The 22,743-nt window shown below is 41.2% G+C and carries 29 protein-coding genes; 3 read left to right on the forward strand and 26 right to left on the reverse strand.

Translation table 11 applies throughout. The features are described 5' to 3' along the window. Positions 1-7: 7 nt before the first annotated feature. The 22 genes from NSU11_RS15015 to NSU11_RS15120 form a co-directional block, all read right to left on the reverse strand. Entirely contained in the window at positions 8-676 is a 669-nt protein-coding gene (locus NSU11_RS15015; RefSeq protein ID WP_034282467.1) for a LysM peptidoglycan-binding domain-containing protein, read from the reverse strand. Next, on the reverse strand, positions 669-4,796 hold the full coding sequence (locus NSU11_RS15020) for a transglycosylase SLT domain-containing protein (RefSeq protein ID WP_342493649.1): 4,128 nt from the start codon (positions 4,794-4,796) through the stop codon (positions 669-671). The genes NSU11_RS15015 and NSU11_RS15020 overlap by 8 nt, the downstream gene beginning before the upstream one ends. Then, entirely contained in the window at positions 4,797-4,934 is a 138-nt protein-coding gene (locus NSU11_RS15025) for a hypothetical protein (protein ID WP_095357030.1), read from the reverse strand. Positions 4,935-4,975: 41 nt separating this feature from the next. Continuing rightward, positions 4,976-5,416, reverse strand: a complete 441-nt coding sequence (locus NSU11_RS15030; protein ID WP_012011040.1) for a phage portal protein — start codon at positions 5,414-5,416, stop codon at positions 4,976-4,978. Positions 5,417-5,941: 525 nt separating this feature from the next. Next, positions 5,942-6,385, reverse strand: coding sequence for a phage tail tube protein (locus tag NSU11_RS15035; RefSeq protein ID WP_024423257.1), 444 nt, complete (start codon positions 6,383-6,385; stop codon positions 5,942-5,944). A gap of 1 nt (position 6,386) precedes the next feature. Beyond that, positions 6,387-7,733, reverse strand: coding sequence for a phage tail sheath family protein (locus tag NSU11_RS15040; RefSeq protein ID WP_024423258.1), 1,347 nt, complete (start codon positions 7,731-7,733; stop codon positions 6,387-6,389). A 3-nt stretch (positions 7,734-7,736) separates the two neighbouring features. Further along, on the reverse strand, positions 7,737-7,949 hold the full coding sequence (locus tag NSU11_RS15045; protein ID WP_003212736.1) for a hypothetical protein: 213 nt from the start codon (positions 7,947-7,949) through the stop codon (positions 7,737-7,739). Then, positions 7,936-8,391 (reverse strand): hypothetical protein, encoded by a 456-nt coding sequence (locus NSU11_RS15050; RefSeq protein WP_039180991.1) that lies wholly within the window; start codon positions 8,389-8,391, stop codon positions 7,936-7,938. The genes NSU11_RS15045 and NSU11_RS15050 overlap by 14 nt, the downstream gene beginning before the upstream one ends. A gap of 4 nt (positions 8,392-8,395) precedes the next feature. After that, a complete protein-coding gene (locus tag NSU11_RS15055) occupies positions 8,396-8,893 on the reverse strand; it encodes an HK97 gp10 family phage protein (protein WP_024423260.1) in 498 nt (165 codons plus the stop codon). Beyond that, on the reverse strand, positions 8,890-9,246 hold the full coding sequence (locus NSU11_RS15060) for a YqbH/XkdH family protein (RefSeq protein WP_149126338.1): 357 nt from the start codon (positions 9,244-9,246) through the stop codon (positions 8,890-8,892). The genes NSU11_RS15055 and NSU11_RS15060 overlap by 4 nt, the downstream gene beginning before the upstream one ends. Next, positions 9,243-9,626: a DUF3199 family protein gene (locus tag NSU11_RS15065; RefSeq protein WP_024423261.1), complete on the reverse strand. Its 384-nt coding sequence runs from the start codon at positions 9,624-9,626 to the stop codon at positions 9,243-9,245. Before NSU11_RS15065 ends, NSU11_RS15060 begins: the two co-directional genes overlap by 4 nt. Positions 9,627-9,639: 13 nt before the next feature. Then, positions 9,640-10,563 carry a phage major capsid protein gene (locus NSU11_RS15070; protein ID WP_342493650.1) on the reverse strand — a complete coding sequence of 308 codons (924 nt, stop codon included), beginning with the start codon at positions 10,561-10,563 and terminating at the stop codon, positions 9,640-9,642. Between the two features lie 22 nt (positions 10,564-10,585). Continuing rightward, entirely contained in the window at positions 10,586-11,674 is a 1,089-nt protein-coding gene (locus tag NSU11_RS15075) for an XkdF-like putative serine protease domain-containing protein (protein ID WP_058838048.1), read from the reverse strand. Between the two features lie 38 nt (positions 11,675-11,712). Continuing rightward, positions 11,713-13,170 carry a phage portal protein gene (locus tag NSU11_RS15080; protein ID WP_039181005.1) on the reverse strand — a complete coding sequence of 486 codons (1,458 nt, stop codon included), beginning with the start codon at positions 13,168-13,170 and terminating at the stop codon, positions 11,713-11,715. Further along, entirely contained in the window at positions 13,167-14,468 is a 1,302-nt protein-coding gene (locus tag NSU11_RS15085) for a PBSX family phage terminase large subunit (RefSeq protein ID WP_180272438.1), read from the reverse strand. The genes NSU11_RS15080 and NSU11_RS15085 overlap by 4 nt, the downstream gene beginning before the upstream one ends. Positions 14,469-14,476: 8 nt before the next feature. Further along, positions 14,477-15,121: a phage terminase small subunit gene (gene terS / locus NSU11_RS15090; protein ID WP_024423266.1), complete on the reverse strand. Its 645-nt coding sequence runs from the start codon at positions 15,119-15,121 to the stop codon at positions 14,477-14,479. A gap of 151 nt (positions 15,122-15,272) precedes the next feature. Beyond that, positions 15,273-15,791, reverse strand: coding sequence for a sigma-70 family RNA polymerase sigma factor (locus NSU11_RS15095; protein WP_044332523.1), 519 nt, complete (start codon positions 15,789-15,791; stop codon positions 15,273-15,275). Positions 15,792-15,921: 130 nt separating this feature from the next. Then, a complete protein-coding gene (locus NSU11_RS15100) occupies positions 15,922-16,128 on the reverse strand; it encodes an XtrA/YqaO family protein (RefSeq protein ID WP_024423268.1) in 207 nt (68 codons plus the stop codon). Beyond that, positions 16,125-16,526 (reverse strand): hypothetical protein, encoded by a 402-nt coding sequence (locus NSU11_RS15105; protein ID WP_024423269.1) that lies wholly within the window; start codon positions 16,524-16,526, stop codon positions 16,125-16,127. Before NSU11_RS15105 ends, NSU11_RS15100 begins: the two co-directional genes overlap by 4 nt. A gap of 50 nt (positions 16,527-16,576) precedes the next feature. Next, positions 16,577-16,819, reverse strand: coding sequence for a hypothetical protein (locus NSU11_RS15110; protein WP_029706250.1), 243 nt, complete (start codon positions 16,817-16,819; stop codon positions 16,577-16,579). After that, entirely contained in the window at positions 16,797-16,949 is a 153-nt protein-coding gene (locus tag NSU11_RS15115) for a hypothetical protein (protein ID WP_162860191.1), read from the reverse strand. The genes NSU11_RS15110 and NSU11_RS15115 overlap by 23 nt, the downstream gene beginning before the upstream one ends. Beyond that, complete coding sequence (locus NSU11_RS15120; RefSeq protein ID WP_034624558.1) at positions 16,946-17,209, reverse strand: helix-turn-helix transcriptional regulator; 264 nt, start codon at positions 17,207-17,209, stop codon at positions 16,946-16,948. Before NSU11_RS15120 ends, NSU11_RS15115 begins: the two co-directional genes overlap by 4 nt. Before the next feature lie 159 nt (positions 17,210-17,368). Here NSU11_RS15120 and NSU11_RS15125 point away from each other — a divergent pair, with 159 nt between their 5' ends. The 3 genes from NSU11_RS15125 to bioB all read left to right on the forward strand — a co-directional run bounded on the left by NSU11_RS15125 (position 17,369) and on the right by bioB (position 19,472). Beyond that, positions 17,369-17,746: a helix-turn-helix transcriptional regulator gene (locus NSU11_RS15125; protein ID WP_024423272.1), complete on the forward strand. Its 378-nt coding sequence runs from the start codon at positions 17,369-17,371 to the stop codon at positions 17,744-17,746. 217 nt (positions 17,747-17,963) lie between these two features. Continuing rightward, on the forward strand, positions 17,964-18,317 hold the full coding sequence (locus NSU11_RS15130) for a hypothetical protein (RefSeq protein WP_024423273.1): 354 nt from the start codon (positions 17,964-17,966) through the stop codon (positions 18,315-18,317). A 159-nt stretch (positions 18,318-18,476) separates the two neighbouring features. Next, positions 18,477-19,472: a biotin synthase BioB gene (bioB, locus tag NSU11_RS15135; RefSeq protein ID WP_342493651.1), complete on the forward strand. Its 996-nt coding sequence runs from the start codon at positions 18,477-18,479 to the stop codon at positions 19,470-19,472. Between the two features lie 35 nt (positions 19,473-19,507). Here bioB and NSU11_RS15140 read toward each other — a convergent pair whose 3' ends face one another. The 4 genes from NSU11_RS15140 to NSU11_RS15155 all read right to left on the reverse strand — a co-directional run bounded on the left by NSU11_RS15140 (position 19,508) and on the right by NSU11_RS15155 (position 22,713). Then, positions 19,508-19,981, reverse strand: coding sequence for a stress protein (locus NSU11_RS15140; protein ID WP_268428856.1), 474 nt, complete (start codon positions 19,979-19,981; stop codon positions 19,508-19,510). A gap of 170 nt (positions 19,982-20,151) precedes the next feature. Next, positions 20,152-20,985 carry an undecaprenyl-diphosphate phosphatase gene (locus NSU11_RS15145; protein WP_025094210.1) on the reverse strand — a complete coding sequence of 278 codons (834 nt, stop codon included), beginning with the start codon at positions 20,983-20,985 and terminating at the stop codon, positions 20,152-20,154. Positions 20,986-21,112: 127 nt separating this feature from the next. Continuing rightward, positions 21,113-22,255, reverse strand: coding sequence for an AI-2E family transporter (locus NSU11_RS15150; RefSeq protein WP_048237280.1), 1,143 nt, complete (start codon positions 22,253-22,255; stop codon positions 21,113-21,115). 65 nt (positions 22,256-22,320) lie between these two features. After that, the gene (locus NSU11_RS15155) at positions 22,321-22,713 is read right to left on the reverse strand and encodes a hypothetical protein (RefSeq protein ID WP_342493652.1); all 393 of its coding nucleotides are present in this window, start codon (positions 22,711-22,713) and stop codon (positions 22,321-22,323) included. Positions 22,714-22,743: the final 30 nt, after the last annotated feature.

A 22,743-nucleotide genomic window follows, 5' to 3' on the forward strand; every position in this document is an offset into this window, starting at 1 on the left:
AGCCCCCCTATTGTGGTATTTTTAACCTTTGTCCAGGGAAAATCCAATGCCCCGGCTGCTTAATATTGCGTCTGCTACGTTTAATCATCGCTAATTTATTGGCATTCCAAATACGCCGCCATTTTGTACTGTCGCCATAAAACCTGCCAGAAATGGCCCATAGCGTATCCCCTTTTTTGACGGTGTACATTTTTGGTGGTGTTTTTGAAGGCCGTTTCTTTTTCGTTTGTTTTGCTTTTTTCTTCCGTTTGATTTTCCTAGGCGATGCAGTTTTGTATTCCTTTAACTCGATCGTAAATTCACGATCTCCAATATCATATGACCCTTCCTTGTGGGTGAAGCTTTCAATGCTGCACGTCATATTGATTTTTGTTCCAGTTACAATCAACCGCACGGATTTCTTTGAACGCATCATTCGTTCAATTTTCGCGATCGCATTCTCTGGTGATGGAATGCTTTTATATTCAGCAATCGGCGAATATTTCTTAGGAAATAATGAGGTGAATGATACTTGTTTCGCCGATGGTACGTCAATAAAGGTCAGTTCTCCAAAAGAGGCGACCTTTACCGTTTCATTTTGTACGTTATTTGTGATTTCGAGTTCGGATGGAAGGACAGGGAATCGCAACTTGTCCTTTCCTTGGGAAATCCACAATTGATACACTGATTTACCCATCAATTACGACCCCCTTCGTTCCTGTATGAATCTCTACTTCTAGTTCATCTACAAGCATTTGTTTAATTTTTTCGACTAGCGATTGCTGATCTTGTCCATTATGGAAATGCTGATCTCCATTGAATTGAATCGTGATTTGTTTATTACCTGGCGATGTTGTACTGCCAGTAGACTGAACTGAGGTAACTTGCTGCATCTGTGCTTCTGGTAAAGGAGCAGATGCATTTGATGGATCATATACTTGCATCCCAAGTGCTTTAGCTGCCTGCGTCAATAAATACCTTCCGCGAATGCCTCTTTCCTCAGGAATAATCCATTCGCGTTTATTTCCTTCACCGACTCTAGCAACCTGCTCTTGAGTAATCAATCCGCCATTTGCATAGCCTTTATAAGGGCCGCCTCTTCTCATACTTCGTAATCCCGGCGTGTTGAAGACTGTTCCATATCTTCCCTTAATGTAGTTAATGGCTGCTACGGCATTGTGAATTGGGTTCCAAATGTCATTCATGCCTTTGCCTTTATTGGAATTAAAAGTCGGTCCAATGGTTTGCATTAAGCCTTTAGAAGGTGTTCCCTTTTTGGCGTTGGAATCCCATAAGTTGATCGCTCTCGGGTTTCCATTTGATTCATGCTGCGCGATGGTCATCAAACCAGGTAGCCAGCTCATAGATGTGCCAGTTGCCATGAGAGCTGCCATAAGCCATTGCTGAACACTAAGACCTGAAGCCCCCATCCCGCTGAAGGCACCAATCAATGAACCAGCCTGATTTTCAGCAAATTTTTTCACATCAACTGAGTCAAGCCCTTTGACGACACCGATCGATGCAAATTTCCCAAGACTCATCATGACGCGTGAAGGGGAATGAATGTCTAATTCTTCTCTAAACGCCTGCTCTACTTTCTTCGCCATTTCTTTGGCCGCTTGAGTAACTTCGCTTCCTTTGGAACGCATGCCGCTGTTAAAGGCGTCAATCATTCCTGAACCCCAGCCTGGTGATTCTTGTTTCGCTTGCAGGAATGGTTGTTTAATGTTTTGATCTACGTATTGGCTCGTGCCAATTGATGTAGCATTTTGACCTGCTGCAAAACCACTAACCGTTCCAGAACCCCAAGTGGGTGATGCTGTCATGACTTGTTGGTAGGGTGCTTTTACACGACTTTGTAAAAAGCTATCTGTTCCTGTTGGTGTCATCTGCTGACCGTTTGCAAAGGCAGAAACCGTTTGCTGACCATACTTTCCTGAGTCTGATGTCAATTGACCAAAAGGCTGATGAATATTCTTTTGTTTCCATTGATCAAGAGAGATAACTTTACGATTTAACCCTTGTTCAAAATCGTTATTAAATTGCTCGCCAATGCTAGAGGCTTGAATGTTCGCATTCAATGAGACTGATCCGCCTCCGCTCATTGAACCTACAGAAGATGATGGAGTTGTAGGAGCTGGGGAGCTTGACACTTGAGTTCCTGCCGCTCCGCTCGGTACAACAGACATTCCAAGTTGAGAAGCGGCCTGTGCAAGAAGCATCTTTCCGCGTCCTCGGTTATTTTGAGTTGGAATAACAAATTCGTTACCTGCTTCACCGACCCATGATAAGGTTGGCTGGGTGATATAACCGCCTGTGGCGTTATTATCAGCACCTCCAAAGACATGTTTCAATACAAAATTAACCCCACCGCCAGCCTTATCAAAAATCTTTTTGACCCAGCCAAACGCTTTAGAAAACCCATCACCAATAGCTTCTGCTACTTTTACAATTGGCTTTTGAATGTTGTCCTCAAACCATTTGGATAATCCATCCCATATATCTGTCACGACTTTATACGCTGCTTCAAACTTTTTACCGAAACTGTCTTTAATGGTTCCTACCGTATCTACAAGTGGATTCCACACATTTTCCATAAACCATGTCGATACAACTCCAAAGATTGATTGTATCTTTTTCCATGCATTTGATAATGCTGTCCAAATTCCTGTAGCGACTGTAACAACTGTGCTGCTTAGTGGCGTCCAGACGTTCTCGATAAACCAGCCTGCGACTGCACTGAACGTTTCTTGAATCCATGTCCATGCATTGACTAGACTTGACCAAATGGTCGTGGCTACTGTAACGACTGTACCGCTTAACGGCGTCCAGACGTTCTCGATAAACCAGCCTGCGACTGTACTGAATGTTTCTTGGATCCATGTCCAGGCGTTGACTAGGCTTGACCAGATGGTCGTGGCTACCGTAACGACTGTACCGCTTAACGGTGTCCAGACGTTTTCGATAAACCAGCCTGCAACTGTACTGAATGTTTCTTGGATCCATGTCCAGGCATTGACTAGATTTGACCAGATGGATGATGCTACTGTGACAACCGTACTGCTTAATGGTGTCCAGACATTTTCTGTGAACCAAGTCGCAACTGTTGACCAAACTTCAACAATTTGGTCTTTGATTTCAATGGCTTTTTGACCAATCTTTTCAAATCCGCCGCCATCAAACCATTTTCCGATCGTTTCACCGATAGATTCGCCGCCCATACTTCCAGCGATGCCGCCTACTAGACCACCGATGGCTGTACCTACTCCTGGAACTACGCTTCCAATAGCTGCACCTGCTGCTGCACCTGCCATTCCGCCGGCAATACCGCCTCCAGTCGTACCGATCTTTTCACCAGCATTCTCTTTTTTCATACCGATTAAATTTGTTGCGCTAAGTAAACCACCTAGAATAGGTACTTTCTTTAATAATTTACCGCTCCCTTTACCGATATTTTTCACCGCATCTCCTAGTCCACTTAACCCCTTGCCACCTTTCATTAGACCCGTAAGTCCGCCAACTGAAGCTGCGATACCCGCACCTTTCTTTAGACCACTAGGGATTTTTCCAAATAATTTACCTGCATTTGATTTCAGTTTCCCTAATTTACTTGGAGGCCTTCTATTCATTTCGGTTCTTGATGTGGCATTTGGATTTGTTGATCGTCTCGATGAACGGCCATTTTTCGCTTTAGTAGATCCTCGGCTGCTTATACCTCTTGCACAACAAGGGCAACAACTACTGCGAAACAAACCTTTTCCGCCTCGCGGCTTAGGCTGCGTTTTAGGAGCCGAATTAGATGGTGTTGATGTTGGTGTTGTTGTTGGTGCTGTTGTTGGTGCTGTTGTCGGTGCTGTTGTTGGTGCCGGAGTGGTACTGTTGTTTTCACTTGATTGATCACTTGTACCAAAGAGGCGATCTAATCCAGTCTTCACCCATTGATCTAGTTTTTCTTCAGGATTAAATTTAATCTTCTCTTTAATTCTTCCGATCACATCTTGTTTGTACTCTTCTATTTTATTTTCAACCCAAGGAAGTGCTTTTTCATCCCAAAACTTTCTAGGACTCAATTTTTCCTTCACTTTGTCTGCAACGTCACCTGCATATTTTTGAATTTCATTTAATCCTTTATTGGCAAAGTTCTGTAGCAAACTCTGTTTAGGTTCATCCGTTTTAGCTGACGGACTAGCAGCCTCAGGCTCTTTTTTTATGGTTTTTTCTTTCACAACAGACTCTGCCTGATCTCGTTTTTTCAGCTTACTCTTTGCATTGTCTTGAACTGACACTCTGATTTCGTGTTTGGACATCGTCAAGCTTTTGAGTGTCTTTTTGATTCGTTGAATTGCTGCGGTGGCTTGGTCAACCATGTTTAATCTCATATAGTACGTTCTGTTGATGAGCTGAAGGATTGATTTTTTGATCGATGACATTTTCGCTGACAATTGATCGTTTAGTTTAAACGTCAGCATAATGGGACTTGTCCCCATTTGTTTCAAACGATCTATGTTGGATTTAATGACATCCAGCCCCTTCGCTTGAAAGGATATGACCAGATGATTTGGAATCATATTTAACTGATTGTTCAATGCTTTTAGATCCCGATAGATTCCTTGATCCAGCCTCATAGAAAATACTGAAACTTTCCGCAGCGATAAAGTGAGGTTTCTTAATTTCTTTTCATCCATTTCCAGACTTATTTTCACTGGTTTTCTAAATGGTTTAAGCTGCTTCTCAAACGTTTGAAATCGTTTTTGAATGCGTAATAACTTCTTCGACACCCGGTCTTCTAATTCAAATCGTGCTGTAAGTTTCGCCAATTATTTACCTCCTTTCTTTGCTTCTTTTTCTAGCATGTCTAGCTTGTAGCTGATGAGTCCGAAAAGGAATGCTTTGAACGGTCTTGGTGATTCGTATAATTCCAGGAGTTCAGATGGGGAGTAGTGAAGCTCGTGCATCGCGTAATATAAAAACACCGCTTCTTTATCCCCATCTTTTATTAGTTTTTTGCTGCTTCTTCTAAATCTTCAATTTCATCTTCGAATCCGTTGATTTCGATCGCTTTGTTTAACCAGTTCGCATATTCACCGCCGACTGACAGGACACGTTTTGCTACTTCAACTGGATCTTGTGTGCTGTAGGCTTCTCTTAATTCCTTTGAGCGGAAATCTGGATAAATCGTCGATTCAATCGCAATACGTGCGTAGAAGCGCTGGCTGTCTAAGTCTTTCACGCGTCCTCTGCCTTTGACATTTTTGAAGGTTGTGTTTTCTTTTTCCAATTCATCAATACGTTCAGTTGTAATAGCTTTAAAGACAAAAGGAATGACATTTCCTTTTTTATCAACAAAACGCTTAGAAATCGGTACTTTGACTTCTTCCGCTTCTACTGTTTGTCCTGGCATAAAAAATGAAAGATCAAATGTTTGTTTTTCACTCATGTTTAAAAACTCCCTTTGTTATGTTTTTTTGAATGCAAAAAAGCACATCCATTTTTGAATGTGCTTTCCAATCTTTTCATGTATCATTTAAATTGTACAAGTGAACGGCTTGCTCAAGGGCGTCTGGCTCATCCCCGATAGGAAGGGGGTGATGCATATGTCAACATTTGAAGCGATTTCCCTTATGCTTTTATTCGGGATGTTTATCTTTACTTTGTTGACGTATATAGACAAAAAATAGACTCCCCCTTGAGCTGTGGAAGGTTAAAGGGAAGTCTACCTAAAGAACCTATTCGATAAGCCAGCCCCTTGAAGGGCCTCATTGTACATTGCCGGGATGTTAGAGCATCCTGGCTTCTTTTTATTTTATGCAAATTGCTTTGCAAGTAAACATATTTTAATGAATCGAATACAAGACGTTACCAGACGAAATGAAGACGGCATCAAGACGGTTGTATTACAACTGCATTATAGCATATTCAGCTGTTATTTAGCTAATTAATTAGCTAATTTCCTCCACTTTTCTTAGAATGTATTCTTCAGTTTTTCAGGCAGGTCAAAGTCCTCGAATGTGAAAGGAACCTCTTCTTCAAGCGCCTCTGAATCAACATCTAATCCAGCGATTTTAGCAGAATCAAAGTTGACATCAAATAACGTCACACGCTCAGTGCCACGGCCTGATGATTTATCGTCAATTACCGCTTGAAGAGTGAAATATGGATCTTCTCCTTTTTTCACATAATTGAGCATTAATTGAACGAAACGGGACGTAACTTTATAGAATGTTGCCGTTCCTGTTCCATTTGCTCCCGTTGTTTTATGGCCAGTCATTCGGCGGCCCATGACGTTGACTTCTGATTTGTTTTTCTCCACGTTTGCTTCGAAGGTTTTGATAAATGCAAGTTCCTCACCTTCTAAGAAAAGACGACCTTCTTTACCTGAAATTGTATTTTGCGCTTTAAAAGCCATCTTACTTCACCTCCACATTGAAATAGAATTTTTCTGCTGCATCTACTGGTTGAACCGCTAAATCGATGATAAATCCATCACGATCTTCATTGAGGCCAATTACGATATCTGTTTCTGAATTAAAGCCTGTAATGCCGCTGCCATCTTGAAGCTGTGTGAGATACTGGGTAATCAGTGTTTTCACAAGCTGCACTCCATCATCTGATGCTGGAATGTCATTGCCATTGGCTTTACGTAATTTAATCAGATTTTTTAATTCGAATGTTAAATCATTGTTGATCGCATCAAGCACACGAATGATTTTGTTTTTCGCCATTTGCTGGTTCTTTTCAGCTGTGAAGCTTGTCAAGGAGTTAATATCTTTTTCAACACTCACGGTACGATCTCTCGCATCAAAGGTGAAAAGGAACTCCCCTTGAGATAATCGGTATTCTACTTGATCATTGTCAAGGCGTTCTAATGTATCGACCGCTCCTTCGTATTCAACAAAGGTCAGTGACTGATTGAAATTTGCTCCGGCACTTGCACCTGCGACCCATGCTGTTGTTTGAGCAGGTGTTAGTTCGGTTCCATCTTCGAGTACAACACCGCTTGTCACATTGATGATTCCTTCTTGGTCAGCTGCATAATTCGCCACCACCCCTTGCACCTTACGTCCTTGCTTATCACGCAAACGCTCGATAAATGAAGCGAAGGTTGCTTTTAATTGCTCACTATTATCGACTGGAAGGGCAATGACATCGAAGTATTCTGTTTCTGCCGCTTCTAGGAAAGCTGTATAATCTGCGACACTTGCCACCCCGTTTTTACCGCCGCTTAGTGCCACACCAGCTGTGATAACAGCTTCACCTTCACCAGAAAATTGAACGTATTTGTTTTTCACAAGGTCTTTGACATCAGTGACGATTTGCTTATCCACAATATCCGTTCCAAGATAAGTGATCACATCGCGTTTTGTGCTATCAAGTACATTTTCGGCGACTTGTACTGTGATCTCATTCCCTTTTTGGCCGCCATAATTTGCTGTGACGACAAAATTTTCAGCAATTTCGGCTTTGGCCGGCTCTCCTTCATTGAGGCGGTAAAGCAAGACTGTTTGCGCTTTTTTCTTTGCTTCGCGGAAAAGAAGAAGTGACTTATCATCAATGTTGAGTCCAACCTTTTTATTTAAATCTTCCATATTTGAAACGGAAATAAAGGTTTTTGGTTCTCCCCAGCTCATCACAAGGGGAAGTGCCACCGTACCTCGATCGCCTAAAGTAATTCGCTGCTCTGCTGTTGTTTTAAAATTAAAGTAAATACCAGGACGCTTTTTCTCTGTACCTGGTGTAAAAGTGCCTCCGTTCATCCTTTAAACCTCCTTGGACAAAAAAGCATCAATGTGCTTTTTCGCTTCTGTTTTTGTAATTGGTTGATGTTTGATATAAAAAAGAGCCCCTTCAAGGATTTCTGGTTTGACCCCAAAAAGATCCTTACTGTGCTCCTTTAAGGCTTCAAATGAAAAGCCAAATTCTTTTTCTTCGCCGGCTGTTTGAGCGGGCTCTGCTTTTTTAGTCTTGCTCACGTTTGATCACCCCATCTGAAAAGTTGATATCTTCAAGGCTTGCCTGTTTGTCACGGTTGTACCAATAGCTGCTATCCCACGTCAGGACAATCGCTGCTACGCCTTGATCTATCATTCTTGTTTCCACTCTTTTTATGCGGACATAATCATCAAGCACCTCTCCGTCTTCACTCATCATCTGAATGATTTGACGATCAGCAAGCAATGCATCAACGATTGTTTCTGCCGCATCATGTGCTTTTTCTGTATCAATATGAAAGACTTTCACTTGCAGCGAATAAGATTTCATAAAGGTAGAGACCGTATCTGGACCACTGATTACTGTCACAGGCGGCACATAAACCGATGGCACTTGAAAGCGTTCTGGCAAAAGACGATCATACATTGTCACAGGAAAGTGTGTGTAGATATAATGCATGATTGCCCCGACTTCTTGATTCATTCCATCACCTCCCAAAATGTCGATCGAACCAGCTTTGCAGCTTTCGATCCAGCGACTGTTCAAACATTTGCTCATAGAGCATGACAGCATGATCCCAGTAGCCATTGCCATCAATCCATTGAGAGGCAAGCATCATTCCTGTACTTGCATTCGGATCATATTCAAAGCGGCTGCCAGTCCATCTGCCAGGCACCCATCTTCGCTCTCCACTTGAAGAAGTGGCATGTCCGTCATTGACATAGGAGGCATATTCAAGCTGCGTTCCCACTTCAAGTGTGAGACCGCCTTTTGAAATGAGAAAATGATTCTCCTTATCGCCTTGTGTAAAGGATCTAAGAAGCCGGCCTGTATCGACAGCATTCTCCTTGATTAATTCATCCTGAATGATGTCTAAAAACTGCAGGCCCATGTCCTCCAGCCAATCTTGATATTCTGCCTTTAAGCCGCCATCACCCGCTGTCTGCAGCTGTGAAATCAGCCGGTCAAGTCCATCAATTTTCATAGATTTTCCTTCCTGACTGCTATCACTTCGATGTGATGATTTTTCACTTTTTTAGGCTGTTGTAATTTGAGTGACACGCCATTCCACACCATTTTGTCATGCAAGCGAATATCACTTGCTAAAGGAAAATGGACAAGATAGGATTGATAAATGACTGTATTCGGCTCTTCTTGCACAAGTGACTGGTTTTTTTCTATGACATAACAAGATAGATCGGCTATGCTGGGAGCATCGGGATAGGAAAGTGTTATTTGTAAATCATCAGCTGGAATTCCAAATTTCCCGCGGGCAGACTCCTGCTGTTCAAGGTGAAAAAGATCACAGCGATCTGTTAATAGAGATTGATAGCTCATAATGACCTCACCTTTAACTTGGCACTGCCGCCGGTCAATGTTGGTTCAATATAATCTACAAGCAGGGCATATACATAGGGTCTGCCTTTGACTTGATCAGCTGCCTTCGCATATGAATAATCGCCCATTTTTTCTGACGTAAAGCCTTTCATCATAGATTCGTCATCATTCAGCATGGCAAAATATTGGGCCATTTTTAATAATGCGATTCTTGCTTTTTCAGGGAGGGGCTGATATTTTTCGCTTGAGAAATCGTGACCTACGATCTGAAATACCGCAGCTTCTGCTTCGATAATATCTGCTGTCAGTCTTTCCACAGATCGATTTTTCACACGATCAAAGACAGAATAGGCTTGCAGTTCTTCAGCAGAAATGATCATGGCCTGCCGTCACCTACTCTTTCACTTTCATCACTTTTGCTACAGCATCCTCTTCCTCAAATTTGCTGTCTAGCTTCGCTGTGAGGACAATAATAAATTTACGGCTGCGAATATCTTTTTCTACTTCAATTCGAATATTTCGAGAGAAACCTACGATAATATTTTTAGGATGTGTCAGCAAAATATCTGATACATCTGTTCCCGCTTCGTCATATGGCTGCATATTGGCAAGACCTTTGACCGGCACACCGAATGCAGAAGAAAGTCCGCCTTGAATGGCCGCATCTCCAAGGCCCGTCTGACGGTTTGCTACTTGATCCTTCCATTCAACTTCTAAGCTTGGGGATGTGTAGAAACGGAAATCCTGAGGAACACGTAAATATTTTGACGGCATCGCTTTATAAGCTTGCTTAAACATTTGGCGGCTGATTCCCGCTCCATTTGCATCTACGATATGAGATACTGCTTGTTTTCTCACGCCATCCATTTGAGCTAGAAATGGATCTGCTGAAGTCGTATCGCCATTGACGATGAGCTCTTCAATGTCAACCGCTGCTCGTTCAGCGAGCATTTGCATAATCGTCTGCTGAATGCCGTCTTTCTCAATATTGTTTTCAATGCTGTCGTAGGTCATGTGGATCTCTGCGATGACCTCTTTCGCATTTAGCTGGACAGTGCTTGTCGCTGGGACAACACGGTCTTTCGCATCAAGCGCTTTGCCTTCTTCTGCTGGGCGCAAAATACGCTGGCCAAAGCCGATTTTTTCGATTTTTTGTGAATCACTTTCCATTGGAATGATACGTGCATCATTTAAAACGGTTGGTGTATTTTGCATCATTCTAATGAATGTGTTGGATTGGGTTGCGTTCATGAGACCGCCGGTTTTTAAGCTGGCAAGTGTCATTTCGGCCTTGCGAATCAACTCTTGATTTCTCACACTATTTCCTCCTTATTTAGGCTTATAGTAAGCCATCCCATATGGGCTTTGTACTGTCGTTTTGTGTATCGTGGATTGTTTGTTTTGACATGCCGCGCGCTTTTTCAAGCATGTGAATCCGCTCTGAAATAGGCAAAAGCTGCTGCTGAAGCACTTGCTCAAGCGCAGCTTTTTCTCTGCTGGCTGATTTCTCTAAAGAAGAAAGCTGATGACGAATTGGTGCTACGGCTTGCTCAAGCACCTTTTGGACAGGTTCTTCTCCAGTTTGATCTGTTTCCTGCTGTTCAGCATGCTGTAAGACGTTTTCGATGGCCATTTTTGCTTTTTCAAGCTCTCGTACTTGCTCCGTCGTCAAAGCGGCGTCTTGTTTTTGTACGGAGGCTGGCCTTTCACCAATCGTTTGAAGCACATCTTCTGTCTTCAAAATCTCCTGCACGATTGGCAGCAATTGCTCAAGCGCTGATCTTACACCCGCCTCATCACCATCACTTGACTGTAAGGTTTCCAGCAGGTGGTCTAAAACGCTCCAAAATTGTTGTGACATGTTTGCACCTTCCTCTTTCAAAAAGAAATTTTTCAGCAAAGAAAAAAGCCCTCTCTCATTCGTGCTTTGAGATAGGAGCTGATCTTGTTCTTCAATTGCTACGATGTCCGCCGTTCCTGCCATTGAATATCCTGTAATGTGGCCTTTCTGAATTTGATCCCAAATCTCTTGAGAAGCCTTTGTTACAAGCACCCAAGATCCTTTTCGAATCAGCTCACCGCCTACTTCAAAATCAGCTGGTGCAATGTATGATTCAACCACTTCTCCAACACCATGTTGAAAATCATGCTGCTTATCAATGTGGCGGGCATCCTTCATAAAACCATGTGCTGCTCTTTCAATTTCTTTGGCAGACATAAAGTCTTGGTGTGCATCAGGTGTATTCGGTTCATACACGACACCATACACAAGGCGATGAGCATCTTCTGCCTTTGTCAGCACACTCACCTCTTTTTGAAAGTCAGGCTGGCTTTTCTTTGCCTTCATCAAAAAGAATTTCTTTTTGTTTGCGGCTCTGTCCACGTAGGAAACATGCGTAATTTTTGCGTTTTTTAATTCTCTTGGCATATGTTCACCCCCTTTCAAAAAAGCGCACGCGCTTCGGTTTATTCTTTCAACTGATCTGGCTCTCGTTGAGGCTGTTGTTCAGCTGATGTCATGCGGCTTTCTAAAGGTCTGTGATAGAGATCCTCCGGCCATTCCTCTAACGTTTTCCCAAGGATACGTCCCGCCAGATCTCGCAAATCGTTTGGTGACACTGCCCCAGCCTGAATAAATGGTGTCAGAACCTTGGCAATCTCTAATGGGTCTCTAAAGTCAGGACCATTTAATAGGAAACGGACATGCCAAATATCAAGATCCGGCAGGAAAAGGGTATTGAGTTTCCCTGTGATGAGGTGCCGTTCAGGCTGAAATACCTGTTCTTCTGTTGTTTTCCGCGCCGTATCGGCTGTCGCTTTGTTATAGTCTTGAGACTCACCTGTATAAATAGGCGGCAGTCGAAAAGCAGAGCGGATTTTGTTTCTTGTTTTTTCATCGTATTCTAAAAAGAGTGCATCTTCTTGCAAGATCTCTGCTAAGGATTTGAAGTTCACTTTGACATTTGAAACATCTTCTTCTCCAGTTAACCCTTTTTCCGTCGGGAGACCTTCGACTTCAAGCAATAGAAACTTATGTGCATGATCAGAGCCTTCAATATCGTCCATATAATCTTGAAGCTGCTGATAGGATGACTCAGACAGCATTCCATTTTCGACAATGATGGCACCAGGTACGTGCCGCCCTTGTTTAAAATAAAGGTAGTTCAGTTCTTCTGCCTTGCGTGCCCCATACATATTGACGATGTTGCCAATCCAGCGGGGAATCCCATACGTTCCACTGCCGATTTTAAAATGAATCACTTCTGTTGCACGCAGCGGCTCTGGGGTGGTGTCATCGTATTTGCCTGTTTCACAATGTAAAATGCGGGGATCACCATACTCCTTGAAGAAGACTTTCTTTTCATTGATCACCTGCACATATTTACGGAATCGCTTCTTTCGATTCATTGTTTTCAATTCGCCGTTTTCTGTATACCGAAACTCGACGTCGACTGGCTCACTCAGCTTGCAAATGCGGATATGGAGCGCATCTAAATACTCGATTCCTGCCGGCTTTCCCTGGCCATCTCGGAGAACTTCTAAAAAACCATTCCCTGTTTTCTCCCGGTCTTCGATGACATAGCCAAGCACCACATCAGCAGACTCATCATAGTTCATGTATTTCGTAAACTCTTCAAGTCTTGTCCATTCCTTCTCTGCTGCCTTCTTTTTTGCCGGTTTCACGCCTTCTGCATTAAAGTCAAAGGCATATTCTACACCAAAACCAAAGCCTAAAATATTGGTCTTATACGCATCAATACATTGCTGAAGAATGGTTGAATATTCTGCCATACTTTTTAATTCATTAATATTGTAAGGCGGGGGAACAATGTCATCCTTTTCGTAGGAAAATTCATCTGCATACATTTGTTTTGTATGATCAGACATGTTTGCCTTCATAATGGTTGCTTTCAATTGTTTCATTGTATGGACCTCCTCTCTCTGTTTGGACGGACACGCTCCGAGGCAGTCTGTTTCAAATCTGTCACTTCATAATCATCCAGCGCATACCAGATGGCTGATAATGTGTGTGGATCGATTTGAAATTCATCTTCCTCTAGACGTCCATCCTTATCTGCCTTATAGGTTAGTGATTGAAGTTCATAGATGGTATATGGACATGCATCAGAACAAATAATTTTCTTAAACCGTTTGATCTTTTTTGTATACTGTAAACGTGAGCCTTGGAACTTATGTGCCGCCACCATTTGAAAGCCGCGCTGCCGAAAATAGTGAATGGTTTTAGGTTCGGCTGCATCGGCTTTAATCAGTTCTTTTGATTCAATGAACTCTTTCAAGTCAAGGGCTGTTTCATCATCTGTTTTCCCGCGGTCGTAATATTCCCAATAAATATATAAGTACTTTTTTTCATGATCGACAGCTAGCCGAATGAGCGCATTGTATGATTCAACAAATCCAAAATCCATGCCTGCTCGTTTCAGCGGTCTGTCAATCTGCTGAATGGCTTCTAATACATCAGAATGGCTTCTCACCTCAAACTGAGGAAAAACCTTTGTGCCATTGATCCCGAAATATCCCTTCCTCGCAATGCGATAGAGGTCTGGATCATACTCTTTCAGCTCATCCAGCTGCTTCACGTAGCTTTTAGGAAGGAATAGATTATCTTCTGCCGTGGAGTGATGGTAATACGTATCCTTGATAACAACGGTTCGCTTTTTGTATAAGGTTTCATCATCTAAAACAAAACGCTTCAGCTGTTCATCTCGAAAAAAATGTCTATACGTCCAATTATCCTGACCAACAGGATTGGTCGATAACATCATATAAAGCGGTAAGGATGGATGCCTTAGCCTTCCAAGCAGCTCTTTAAATCCTTCATAAGAAACCTCTGAACATTCCTCAATCCAAATGATCGAGATGTTGTTGATTGATTTCAATTTTTCAGGTTTGTCCAGCCCTTTAAATAAGATGCTGCTGCCGTTTCGAAACGTCAGTGCAAGCGGCGAACTTCGGCACTTCACCACATGGTCGATGCCGAGGTCGCTGACGATCTCTTGTAATAAAGAAAAGGTTGATTCGCGGTGCGTATCATACACGTCTCGAATGACAAGTGCTGTCCGCTTTTCTTCCAGCAGCTTTAAGACGAGCTTTAAAGCAATGTGATAGCTTTTAGAGGAGCCATAGCCTCCAACTAAAAATTGAAACTTTTGATTCCAATCGAATAGAAAGTGTTCAAAGTGAGGATTGACTTCTTTTTCAATCAATGGCGTCATGAGTCGTCCTCTTTTCGCTTGATCATGATTTGAAGATCTTCCTCTTTTTCTTCACGCACTGCTTTTTTTGTTTTTTCGATCGTCAGTTCAATTTGTTTCAGCCTTAATCTTCGTTCATCCTTCGCATGTGCGAGCTCTTCAAACTGTTTTATTAAACGCCTGAGTTCACCCATTGCACGGGATTGTGCATTTAGAAACGTCGCATGCCGATCCCATGAAAATTGAAACGAATATTCTTCTGAGGTGATGTCTAGTTCTGGCTGAATGCCTTCTCCTGTTTCTTCTAATGAAGAAGGCATGTATGCCGCCTTTTTCAACTCTTTGATCATGTCCTCTTGATCTGCTACATACATGATTCGCTGCGCCCGAATAATGGCTGCATATTGAATTTGAATTTGATCCCAGATTAAATCAAGCGATGTGCGTCCATCCATTTTCTCCATGATTTCAATCGTTTCATCTGAAAGAAATTGATTGAAGATTGAGTGTGCTTGCTTTGACGAAGTTTTTTGTCTTTGCCATCCGTATCGCCTTTTCCACGATTTGACGGTATGGATCGAGACATTGTAATGATCAGCAATTTGCTGGTACGTCATCCCCTTCATATAATCCTGCTTGGCCTCTATCCGTTTATCTTTCATTTACATTCACCTGCCGCCTCCTTTTAATTCGAATGATTCCCTTTGAAGGAATCATTTGTGTAGGGCTAGCAAACATTCGTTTGGTCTTTCTAACTATAGGTGGCAACTGTAAGACAAGCTTTAGCTGATTTATTTTGGATAGAAAAAACGCCTATTCAGCAGCTCTGAATAGGCGTTCTTGTACTTTTTTGGACATCTTCGTCCGCGCTCTTTCCATATGTTTTTGCACAGTTCCTTTTTTGACATCCAGCATGACCGCAATCTCGCTAAACGATAATCCTTGTGTTGTGTGCATAAAGAATACATCCTTTTCTCGATCTGTTAAAACAGACAAAGCTTCATCAATTCGTCTTTTGTCTCTCTCACTGACTTCTCTTTCTTTCTCTTGAATAAGGGTATATTCATGTGATAAAGCCTCTAACACTTCTGGATTTGCGAGAATGGTACGCTGATAGACTGAACGTCTGTCTAATCCTCTGCGCGCACCTGGCTCTCTTCCGTTTTGAAGCCATTCTACTACGTATTCCAGATCGCTTACCATACTGGCGATCATTTTTTTATCATGCTTGTCTTGAACGGACAGCTGATGTTCTTCTTTTTCTTTAAATGGTTCATATTGTTTTCTAGCATTCTTTAAAGCTCTTTTATATTCAATGAGTAAATCTTGCATATTGGCTCTCTCCCTTTTTTAAGAAAATAAAAAACGGACACCAATCAAGCCCCCTTTTAGCAGGGTCTTGATCAGTGTCCGCAGGCTTTCCGTCTTGGACATAATATTGTGCTTTGATGTGTTCAGTCAGTTAGCTGATTTTAAAACCAATCTCGTGATCTACTCTTGCAAAATGACCTTTTGCCGTTTGAATAATGGTTTTTCCATGTTCAGGTACATCCATTTTATAAGCCGTTCCTACATTCCCATCTAACACGATGACTTGAATTTTTCCTTTTTCCATCTCACCGACAAATGTTTGGTTTTCTTGAATGAATAGTTGTTTTGGCTCGTTCATATGCTTGTCTCCTTTTTTGGTGATGGCCTCGTGCCACCACCTACCGTATTGATAATGATTTCAACTCTTGGACACATACTATAAAACTGGGAAACTCTTAAATCGACCATCTGCAGAGGGACTTCATCAGCTATAGAATGAAGTGCTTCTTGAATATGCTGTAGATTCGGCTGAAAGATACTGACGTGTACTGGGCGTATCAACCCTTTTTCTGCGTATGTACGCTTTTTTTGGCAGTCAGCTATGTCAAACGGCATGTGATCAAATAAACGAATTTCAAGTGATAGTGCGCCTTTTAATTTTTGCGGGCATTGCCCTTTTGCAGCTGATCGTATTCTTTTCATCAATGTCTCTTTTGTTAACAAATGCTCATGTTCAATCATTAAATGGATGACCATGTTATGATCTCCCGTCATCCTTTGACCACTGGCGGATGTCTTGTTCGTTTTTACTCGCTTTGAGCAAGCATTTCAAAAATGTCATGATTTGCTTCCATCGTTTCACGTTGCCCTGATTCCTCCTTTTTTGTATCATCGACCTTAGCCTCCAGGAGGGTCATATATGTCTCTTTCTCTTCTGCTGTGGCAAAAACAAACATCGGTTTCTGACGATGAAAGGCGATCCAGCCGCCAGCTTGGTCTAAACAAAGCTGCGCTTCTTTTCTAGCATCAAACGTCAGCTGATGTCTCATCTTCTTCAGCTCCCTCCAAGCTGTCCTCAATTTCTGTTTGGTATCCATATCGTTTCATGTCATATAACCAATAGCTTTTTGGATAACCAAAGTCACTCATCTGAGTCACCATTGGATGTTCAATATTCATTCTGCTCGTCTCCCCTTTTCTAAGAACCGATCTTCTCTTAAAGAATTACTCTTTTCGTGTAACTTTTGGCCAAAAAAAAGCTCTTGAACCCCGGTATTCAGCAGATCTGCAATATGCTTTGCTATTTCTAAGCTAGGCTTCGTTCTGCCCATTTCGATATTCGCATAGCCGCTTGTGTACTTATATCCCAATTTTTTCGCCATATAGGTTTGTGTTTTACCTTGCAATATGCGCTCTTCTCGTAAATTTTCAAGTTTCATCTGTCCACCTCTTACTCAATATGTGTAAGTTATATTCATTATGATAATATACACGTAACGAGTAAGTCAATCACATTTTTATTCTTTTTGTGTATTTATTTATCTTTTCCGTGTAATTCATGATAAAATTTACTCATAACATGAAAAAAGGTGTTTCTGATGGATAATTTGACTGGGAAGATTCTAACTGAATTAAGAGAGAAGCATGGATGGAGCAAGTCAACAGTTGCTAAAAAACTCGGATTAAAGGCAATGTCCACTTATGCAAACTGGGAATACGGCTTGAGAAAACCCGACGGTGAAATGATTGTGAAAATTGCCGAGTTATATGGGGTCTCAACCGATTATCTTCTCACAGGTAAGGACAAAGGCAGGCCCGATGACGATCTTGCAGACGATCCTGATTTGCAAATTGCGTTTAAAGCAGCCTCAGATTTTTCCGAAGAAGCACGAAGACAAACCATCGATTTTATTAACTACATTAGAGAAAAAGAGAAGCAAAAAGGTCGTCAGCCAAAAAAGCGTGACGACCATTGATCATCTCTTTTCATCTGCTTTACGCTGGGACGCACCCAGCTTTTTTTATACCTCTTTTTCCCTTAAAAAAGAAATAGCATATGAATAAAAAATCGTATTTTTTCCAACAAATATGTGACAATTTTAGCCATAATTACTCTTTTTTTCATATATTTTAATTGACAAATAATTCTATTATTATTAATATATGTATATACCAAAAAAAGGAGTGTTACCGATGAAAAAATTCATGAAAGCTTGTATATTGTCTTTAGCTGCTGTTGGTGCTCTTACGTTCTTCCAAACTGAAGGTGCCCATGCAGCTGCACAACCTAAAGAACCAGTTATAGAAAAAGCTCCTATTATGAATAAAGTAATTACGATCGACCGTAAAGTTAAGGTAGGATGGTCTGGTGCTTTTTCAATTCCAATCAGTAAAATAACTTTGTCCGGTAGTACAGATGCTGTTGAACTGAAACAAACTGCTCCAAATTTCACTTGGATTTACTTTTTAAAACCTGGCTTTGTTAAAGTATCTTATCTAAATTCAGATGGTGAACTTGTGATTAACAATTATACAATTACCTACTAAAACTCTTTTAAATTTATTAAGCTTAAGGCGATGACATCATATCATCGCCTTTAATAATGCGACAATTCTCTAAAACGAACTAGACAATCAATTCTTGCTATAGACTAACCAATATGTTAACTTTTATTTATAATAAGTTGACATATTAAGGGGCTGATGATGATAAAACACATATCTTTGTCTTGGGAAGCAATAGTGGAGAAGGCGATGAAAAATGAACCGATCACGGTGCAAGAGGGTCTAGACATTCTTGAAGCTGACGATAGAGAATTGTTACCTATTATGCATGCAGCCTATCAAGTGCGATTTCATTTTTTTCAAAAAAAGGTGAAATTAAATATGATTTTTAACGCGAAAAGTGGATATTGCCCTGAGAACTGTGGATATTGTTCACAGTCGATGATTTCAAAAGCACCAGTTGAAAGATATACAATGCTTGATCAAAACACCATTGTAGCTGGTGCGCGTGAAGCTCTCAAAAGAAAAGCCGGGACTTATTGTATTGTGGCAAGCGGGAGAGCGCCTTCTCATAGGGAATTAGATGAAGTCACAGCAGCAGTCAAGGAGATCACTGAAACGATGCCTTTGAAGGTGTGTGCCTGTCTTGGGTTATTAAATGAAGAAAAAGCGAAGCGGCTGAAGGAAGCGGGTGTTCATCGGTATAATCACAATATCAATACACATCATGATCATCATGCTCATATTACGACAACTCATACATACGATGACCGCGTATCGACCATTGAGCAGGTCAAACAGTCTGGCATGTCACCTTGCTCAGGGGTCATTATTGGAATGGGTGAAACCAATCAGCAAATTGTTGAAATGGCTTTTGCGCTCAGAGCACTTGATGCGGATTCAATTCCAGTCAACTTTCTTCATGCCATCGAAGGAACACCGCTTGAGCATCAAAAACGAACACACCCAATCAAAGCATTGAAAGTGCTGGCAATGATGAGATTTGTCAACCCAACAAAAGAAATTCGGGTATCCGGAGGCAGAGAGTTTAATTTACGGACACTCCAGCCGCTCGCACTTTATGCCGCAAATTCCATTTTTGTTGGTGATTATTTAACAACTAAAGGCCAGCAAGTCCAAACGGATCATCACATCATTGAAGATTTAGGGTTTGAAATAGAAGAATGTGCGTTATAAAAAAAGTCTGCCGATTCACCGGCAGACTTTTAAGATTAGAATCTTTTATGAAAATCGACAGTTCCGCTTCCATCTTCTCGGTCAAAGCTGCCAACAAACGTCCAGTTAATATATCCACCGTCGCCATTATTGACAAACGTACCATCTTCAAATACCCAAATACCAAACGTAATACCGTCATATTCAACACTATCATAGTAAACAACATTGTTCAGACCGCTAAAGTCGTGGTCTTGGCTTAAGTTTTGGACAACTACGTTGTAGTTTTGACCTGCTTCATAGAACGCACTGTATGCTGCATTTTTTACGAATCCATCACGATTTTGAGATGACTTTACTGCTTGTTCAATTTTATCGGCAATGGCTACTGGATCAATTGAGACACTTCCATCAACACCTGTTGTTGTAGCAGCTTCAGCCGTTTGACCAAAAGTCGTAAGAGATAGAGGGGCAGCAATCATTGACGTAGCGATGACAGAACCAACAAACAATTTGCTTGTTTTTCTCATTATTTCTAACTCCTCCTTTAATTGGTATGTTTATGTACTACCCCTTTATCTGTCTCTTAAACACTAATTTATGAAAAAAATTCTTATTCTACCAATTAAGAGGGTGTTTTTACTGTTTAATTAGGCGAAATAACAAAAAAACTACTCTTATAAAAGAGTAGTTTACAGTATTACATGAACAGGATAAATAAAATCACACCTAGGATAATTCGGTATATCGCAAAAGGCACCAGTTTGATTTTATTGATCAGTTTTAGGAAGAATCGAACAACAAAGAGAGCCACAACAAACGCACTCACAAAGCCGACGATAAAGAATGGCAGCATGTCTGGTGTTAAATATTCGGCATTTTTCACAAGGGTTAACAAGCTTGCTCCTGCCATAATCGGCATCGCCATGATAAATGTAAAGTCTGCCGCAGCACGGTGATTCAAACCAAGAATAACCCCGCCCGCGATCGTCGAACCTGAGCGCGAAAAGCCTGGCCATAATGCTAAACATTGAAACAGTCCAATATAAAGCGCTTGTCTGTACGTCATGTTATCGACAGAGCTTGTTTCTGTTTTTCGTTTATTGATCCAGTCAGCGACAAGCATCAGCACTGCCCCTAAAATCAAACCGACAGCGACCGTTCTGACGTCAAATAAGTATTTATCAATATAATCTTCAAATAAGAATCCTAAAATGACGGCTGGAACAAGTCCAACTGCAATTTGGGCGATGGTCAGTTTATGCCCGCTGCGCTTTTGCTCTTCGGTGATATTTTTCTTTAAGCCCAATAAGTTTAAAATACGATCTTTAAACACGATCATAACAGCTAAAATTGAGCCTAACTGAATCACGACTTTAAATGTGTTAGCCGCTTCTGGCGTAATAATTTCCTTTGATTTTAGCCAAAGATCATCGACAATAATCATGTGACCTGTAGATGAAACAGGTGCGTACTCTGTTAATCCTTCGACAATTCCTAAAACCAGTGCCACGAATAAATCCCATAGATTCATGATTTTCTTTCCTTTCAATTCTGATCTTTTGAACACGCCAAACATCTATGTCCACATAAAGACAAGCTTCCTTCATCGAAAGCTCGTCTTTATGATACTATATTTTTTTCAAAAAAAGATTATGACATCAAACCTTTTCTTCTTTATACAAATTGGACCGCATTTTGAACCAATCAAATAAGTGAGTCGTGATGACCTTCAGAACAGCATACGTCGGAATAGCGACAATGATGCCGACCACGTTGAACAATTTACCAGCTGTTAATATAACAAAAATAATCGTAATGGGATGAATATGAAGGTTTTTCCCCATCACCTGAGGAGAAATGAATTTCCCTTCAACTAGCTGAACCACTGTCCAGACTATAATGAGTTTTAACAGCATTACTGGTGACGTCACAAGTGCAATCACAATTGCTGGTGTAATCGCAATTGTTGGACCAAGGTAAGGCACTATGCTTGTACATGCAGCAATGATAGCGAGCAGCAGCGCATAGTCAAGTCCAATGATCATATAACCGATTAACAGAAGAACACCGATACAGAAGCTGACAATGATCTGTCCGCGAATATACGAGCTCAGACGGTGGTTCATTTCGTGAAGCATGATATGTGTATGTTCCCTCATTTTACTTGGGAAAAATTTCAATAGATAGTCAGGGAGCTTTTTGCCGTCTTTTAAGAGATAAAACAGAATAAACGGCACAGTCACGATCGAGATGATGACTTCTGTGAGCGCCCCTAAGAATGTTCCTACACCGGTAAAGGTGCTTTCCAAAATCTTCGTCGCTTGACTAGATGCTTTACTTACCAATTCAGACACGTTAAAGTTCATCGAGTTTTGCACTTGATTAATAAAGTTACTTCCTGTTAATTGTCTAATTTGATCTTCTACCGTATCGACGTATTTCGGAAGATTATGAAATAGGCTCATGGTTTGAGCTTGTAAAAAAGGAATAATGGACACGATGGTCACTGTAATAATCCCAATAATGACAATATATAAAAGCAAAATGGAATAGATCCGCTTGATTCTTGCTTTCTCTAACAAGTTGACAATTGGATTTAATAAATAATACACGACCCCCGTTAAAATAATCGGTAAGGCAATGGTTTTGACGAGTACAATGAGCGGTGTGAAAATAAATGATGTTTTCATGAAAACAAGGATATTCAATCCAATTAATAACAGAACGAGTAAAAAGAGAACAAACTTGTTATCAAGAAAAATTTTTTTAAATCGACTGCTCCACATTTGCATAGAATTCATATCGTTCCTCCAAACACGGGCTATTTTATGAGTAAATTGTACACTACTTGATCATGATATGGTGGTCATTGTTTCAGCTTTTTTTCCCATTTTGCAATAGACATCACCCATACAATGAGAATCGGCTGTCCAATAAGCCTTATCCATAGCAAGGCTTGTTCTGTATTTTCTTGACCTGGAAATGGTATTCCCTCACGTGCAGCAAATAAGTTTGCGGGGAAAATGAGTACAAGATAGACAGCAATGGATTTTGCCGCTGCAATCCTGACATTCGGCAAAAGCAGCAGCACGGCCAGCAGCCATTCAAGACAGGCAGTCGCATAGACCATTACATATGGAAATGGCCAGCCTGGCATCATGCGGGCAAAGCCGCTCGGCTCTATCACATGAAAAATACCAGCTGCTATGAATAAAAGCGCAAAAGTGTATGTACTTCCTATATGCAGGACGCGCTTCATGTTTCCTCCTCTCCCTTCTATCCTGAGTAT

The organism is Bacillus sp. FSL R5-0712 (assembly GCF_038593285.1).
GTDB classification, from domain to species: domain Bacteria; phylum Bacillota; class Bacilli; order Bacillales; family Bacillaceae; genus Bacillus; species Bacillus safensis.

What these genes read in the sequence shown, in the direction of transcription:
- NSU11_RS15095 (WP_044332523.1), bottom strand. Translation starts at nt 15,791, where the DNA reads ATGCAAGATTTACTCATTGAATATAAAAGAGCTTTAAAGAATGCTAGA.
- NSU11_RS15075 (WP_058838048.1), bottom strand. Translation starts at nt 11,674, where the DNA reads ATGCCAAGAGAATTAAAAAACGCAAAAATTACGCATGTTTCCTACGTG.
- NSU11_RS15155 (WP_342493652.1), bottom strand. Translation starts at nt 22,713, where the DNA reads ATGAAGCGCGTCCTGCATATAGGAAGTACATACACTTTTGCGCTTTTA.
- NSU11_RS15130 (WP_024423273.1), top strand. Translation starts at nt 17,964, where the DNA reads ATGAAAAAATTCATGAAAGCTTGTATATTGTCTTTAGCTGCTGTTGGT.
- bioB (WP_342493651.1), top strand. Translation starts at nt 18,477, where the DNA reads ATGATAAAACACATATCTTTGTCTTGGGAAGCAATAGTGGAGAAGGCG.
- NSU11_RS15120 (WP_034624558.1), bottom strand. Translation starts at nt 17,209, where the DNA reads ATGAAACTTGAAAATTTACGAGAAGAGCGCATATTGCAAGGTAAAACA.
- NSU11_RS15060 (WP_149126338.1), bottom strand. Translation starts at nt 9,246, where the DNA reads ATGAGCTATCAATCTCTATTAACAGATCGCTGTGATCTTTTTCACCTT.
- NSU11_RS15015 (WP_034282467.1), bottom strand. Translation starts at nt 676, where the DNA reads ATGGGTAAATCAGTGTATCAATTGTGGATTTCCCAAGGAAAGGACAAG.
- NSU11_RS15065 (WP_024423261.1), bottom strand. Translation starts at nt 9,626, where the DNA reads ATGATCATTTCTGCTGAAGAACTGCAAGCCTATTCTGTCTTTGATCGT.
- NSU11_RS15050 (WP_039180991.1), bottom strand. Translation starts at nt 8,391, where the DNA reads ATGAATCAAGAAGTCGGGGCAATCATGCATTATATCTACACACACTTT.
- NSU11_RS15140 (WP_268428856.1), bottom strand. Translation starts at nt 19,981, where the DNA reads ATGAGAAAAACAAGCAAATTGTTTGTTGGTTCTGTCATCGCTACGTCA.
- NSU11_RS15145 (WP_025094210.1), bottom strand. Translation starts at nt 20,985, where the DNA reads ATGAATCTATGGGATTTATTCGTGGCACTGGTTTTAGGAATTGTCGAA.
- NSU11_RS15080 (WP_039181005.1), bottom strand. Translation starts at nt 13,170, where the DNA reads ATGAAACAATTGAAAGCAACCATTATGAAGGCAAACATGTCTGATCAT.
- NSU11_RS15025 (WP_095357030.1), bottom strand. Translation starts at nt 4,934, where the DNA reads ATGCACGAGCTTCACTACTCCCCATCTGAACTCCTGGAATTATACGAA.
- NSU11_RS15150 (WP_048237280.1), bottom strand. Translation starts at nt 22,255, where the DNA reads ATGAATTCTATGCAAATGTGGAGCAGTCGATTTAAAAAAATTTTTCTT.
- NSU11_RS15055 (WP_024423260.1), bottom strand. Translation starts at nt 8,893, where the DNA reads ATGAAAATTGATGGACTTGACCGGCTGATTTCACAGCTGCAGACAGCG.
- terS (WP_024423266.1), bottom strand. Translation starts at nt 15,121, where the DNA reads ATGAAAGATAAACGGATAGAGGCCAAGCAGGATTATATGAAGGGGATG.
- NSU11_RS15115 (WP_162860191.1), bottom strand. Translation starts at nt 16,949, where the DNA reads ATGAATATTGAACATCCAATGGTGACTCAGATGAGTGACTTTGGTTAT.
- NSU11_RS15035 (WP_024423257.1), bottom strand. Translation starts at nt 6,385, where the DNA reads ATGGCTTTTAAAGCGCAAAATACAATTTCAGGTAAAGAAGGTCGTCTT.
- NSU11_RS15040 (WP_024423258.1), bottom strand. Translation starts at nt 7,733, where the DNA reads ATGAACGGAGGCACTTTTACACCAGGTACAGAGAAAAAGCGTCCTGGT.
- NSU11_RS15030 (WP_012011040.1), bottom strand. Translation starts at nt 5,416, where the DNA reads ATGAGTGAAAAACAAACATTTGATCTTTCATTTTTTATGCCAGGACAA.
- NSU11_RS15100 (WP_024423268.1), bottom strand. Translation starts at nt 16,128, where the DNA reads ATGAACGAGCCAAAACAACTATTCATTCAAGAAAACCAAACATTTGTC.
- NSU11_RS15110 (WP_029706250.1), bottom strand. Translation starts at nt 16,819, where the DNA reads ATGAGACATCAGCTGACGTTTGATGCTAGAAAAGAAGCGCAGCTTTGT.
- NSU11_RS15125 (WP_024423272.1), top strand. Translation starts at nt 17,369, where the DNA reads ATGGATAATTTGACTGGGAAGATTCTAACTGAATTAAGAGAGAAGCAT.
- NSU11_RS15105 (WP_024423269.1), bottom strand. Translation starts at nt 16,526, where the DNA reads ATGGTCATCCATTTAATGATTGAACATGAGCATTTGTTAACAAAAGAG.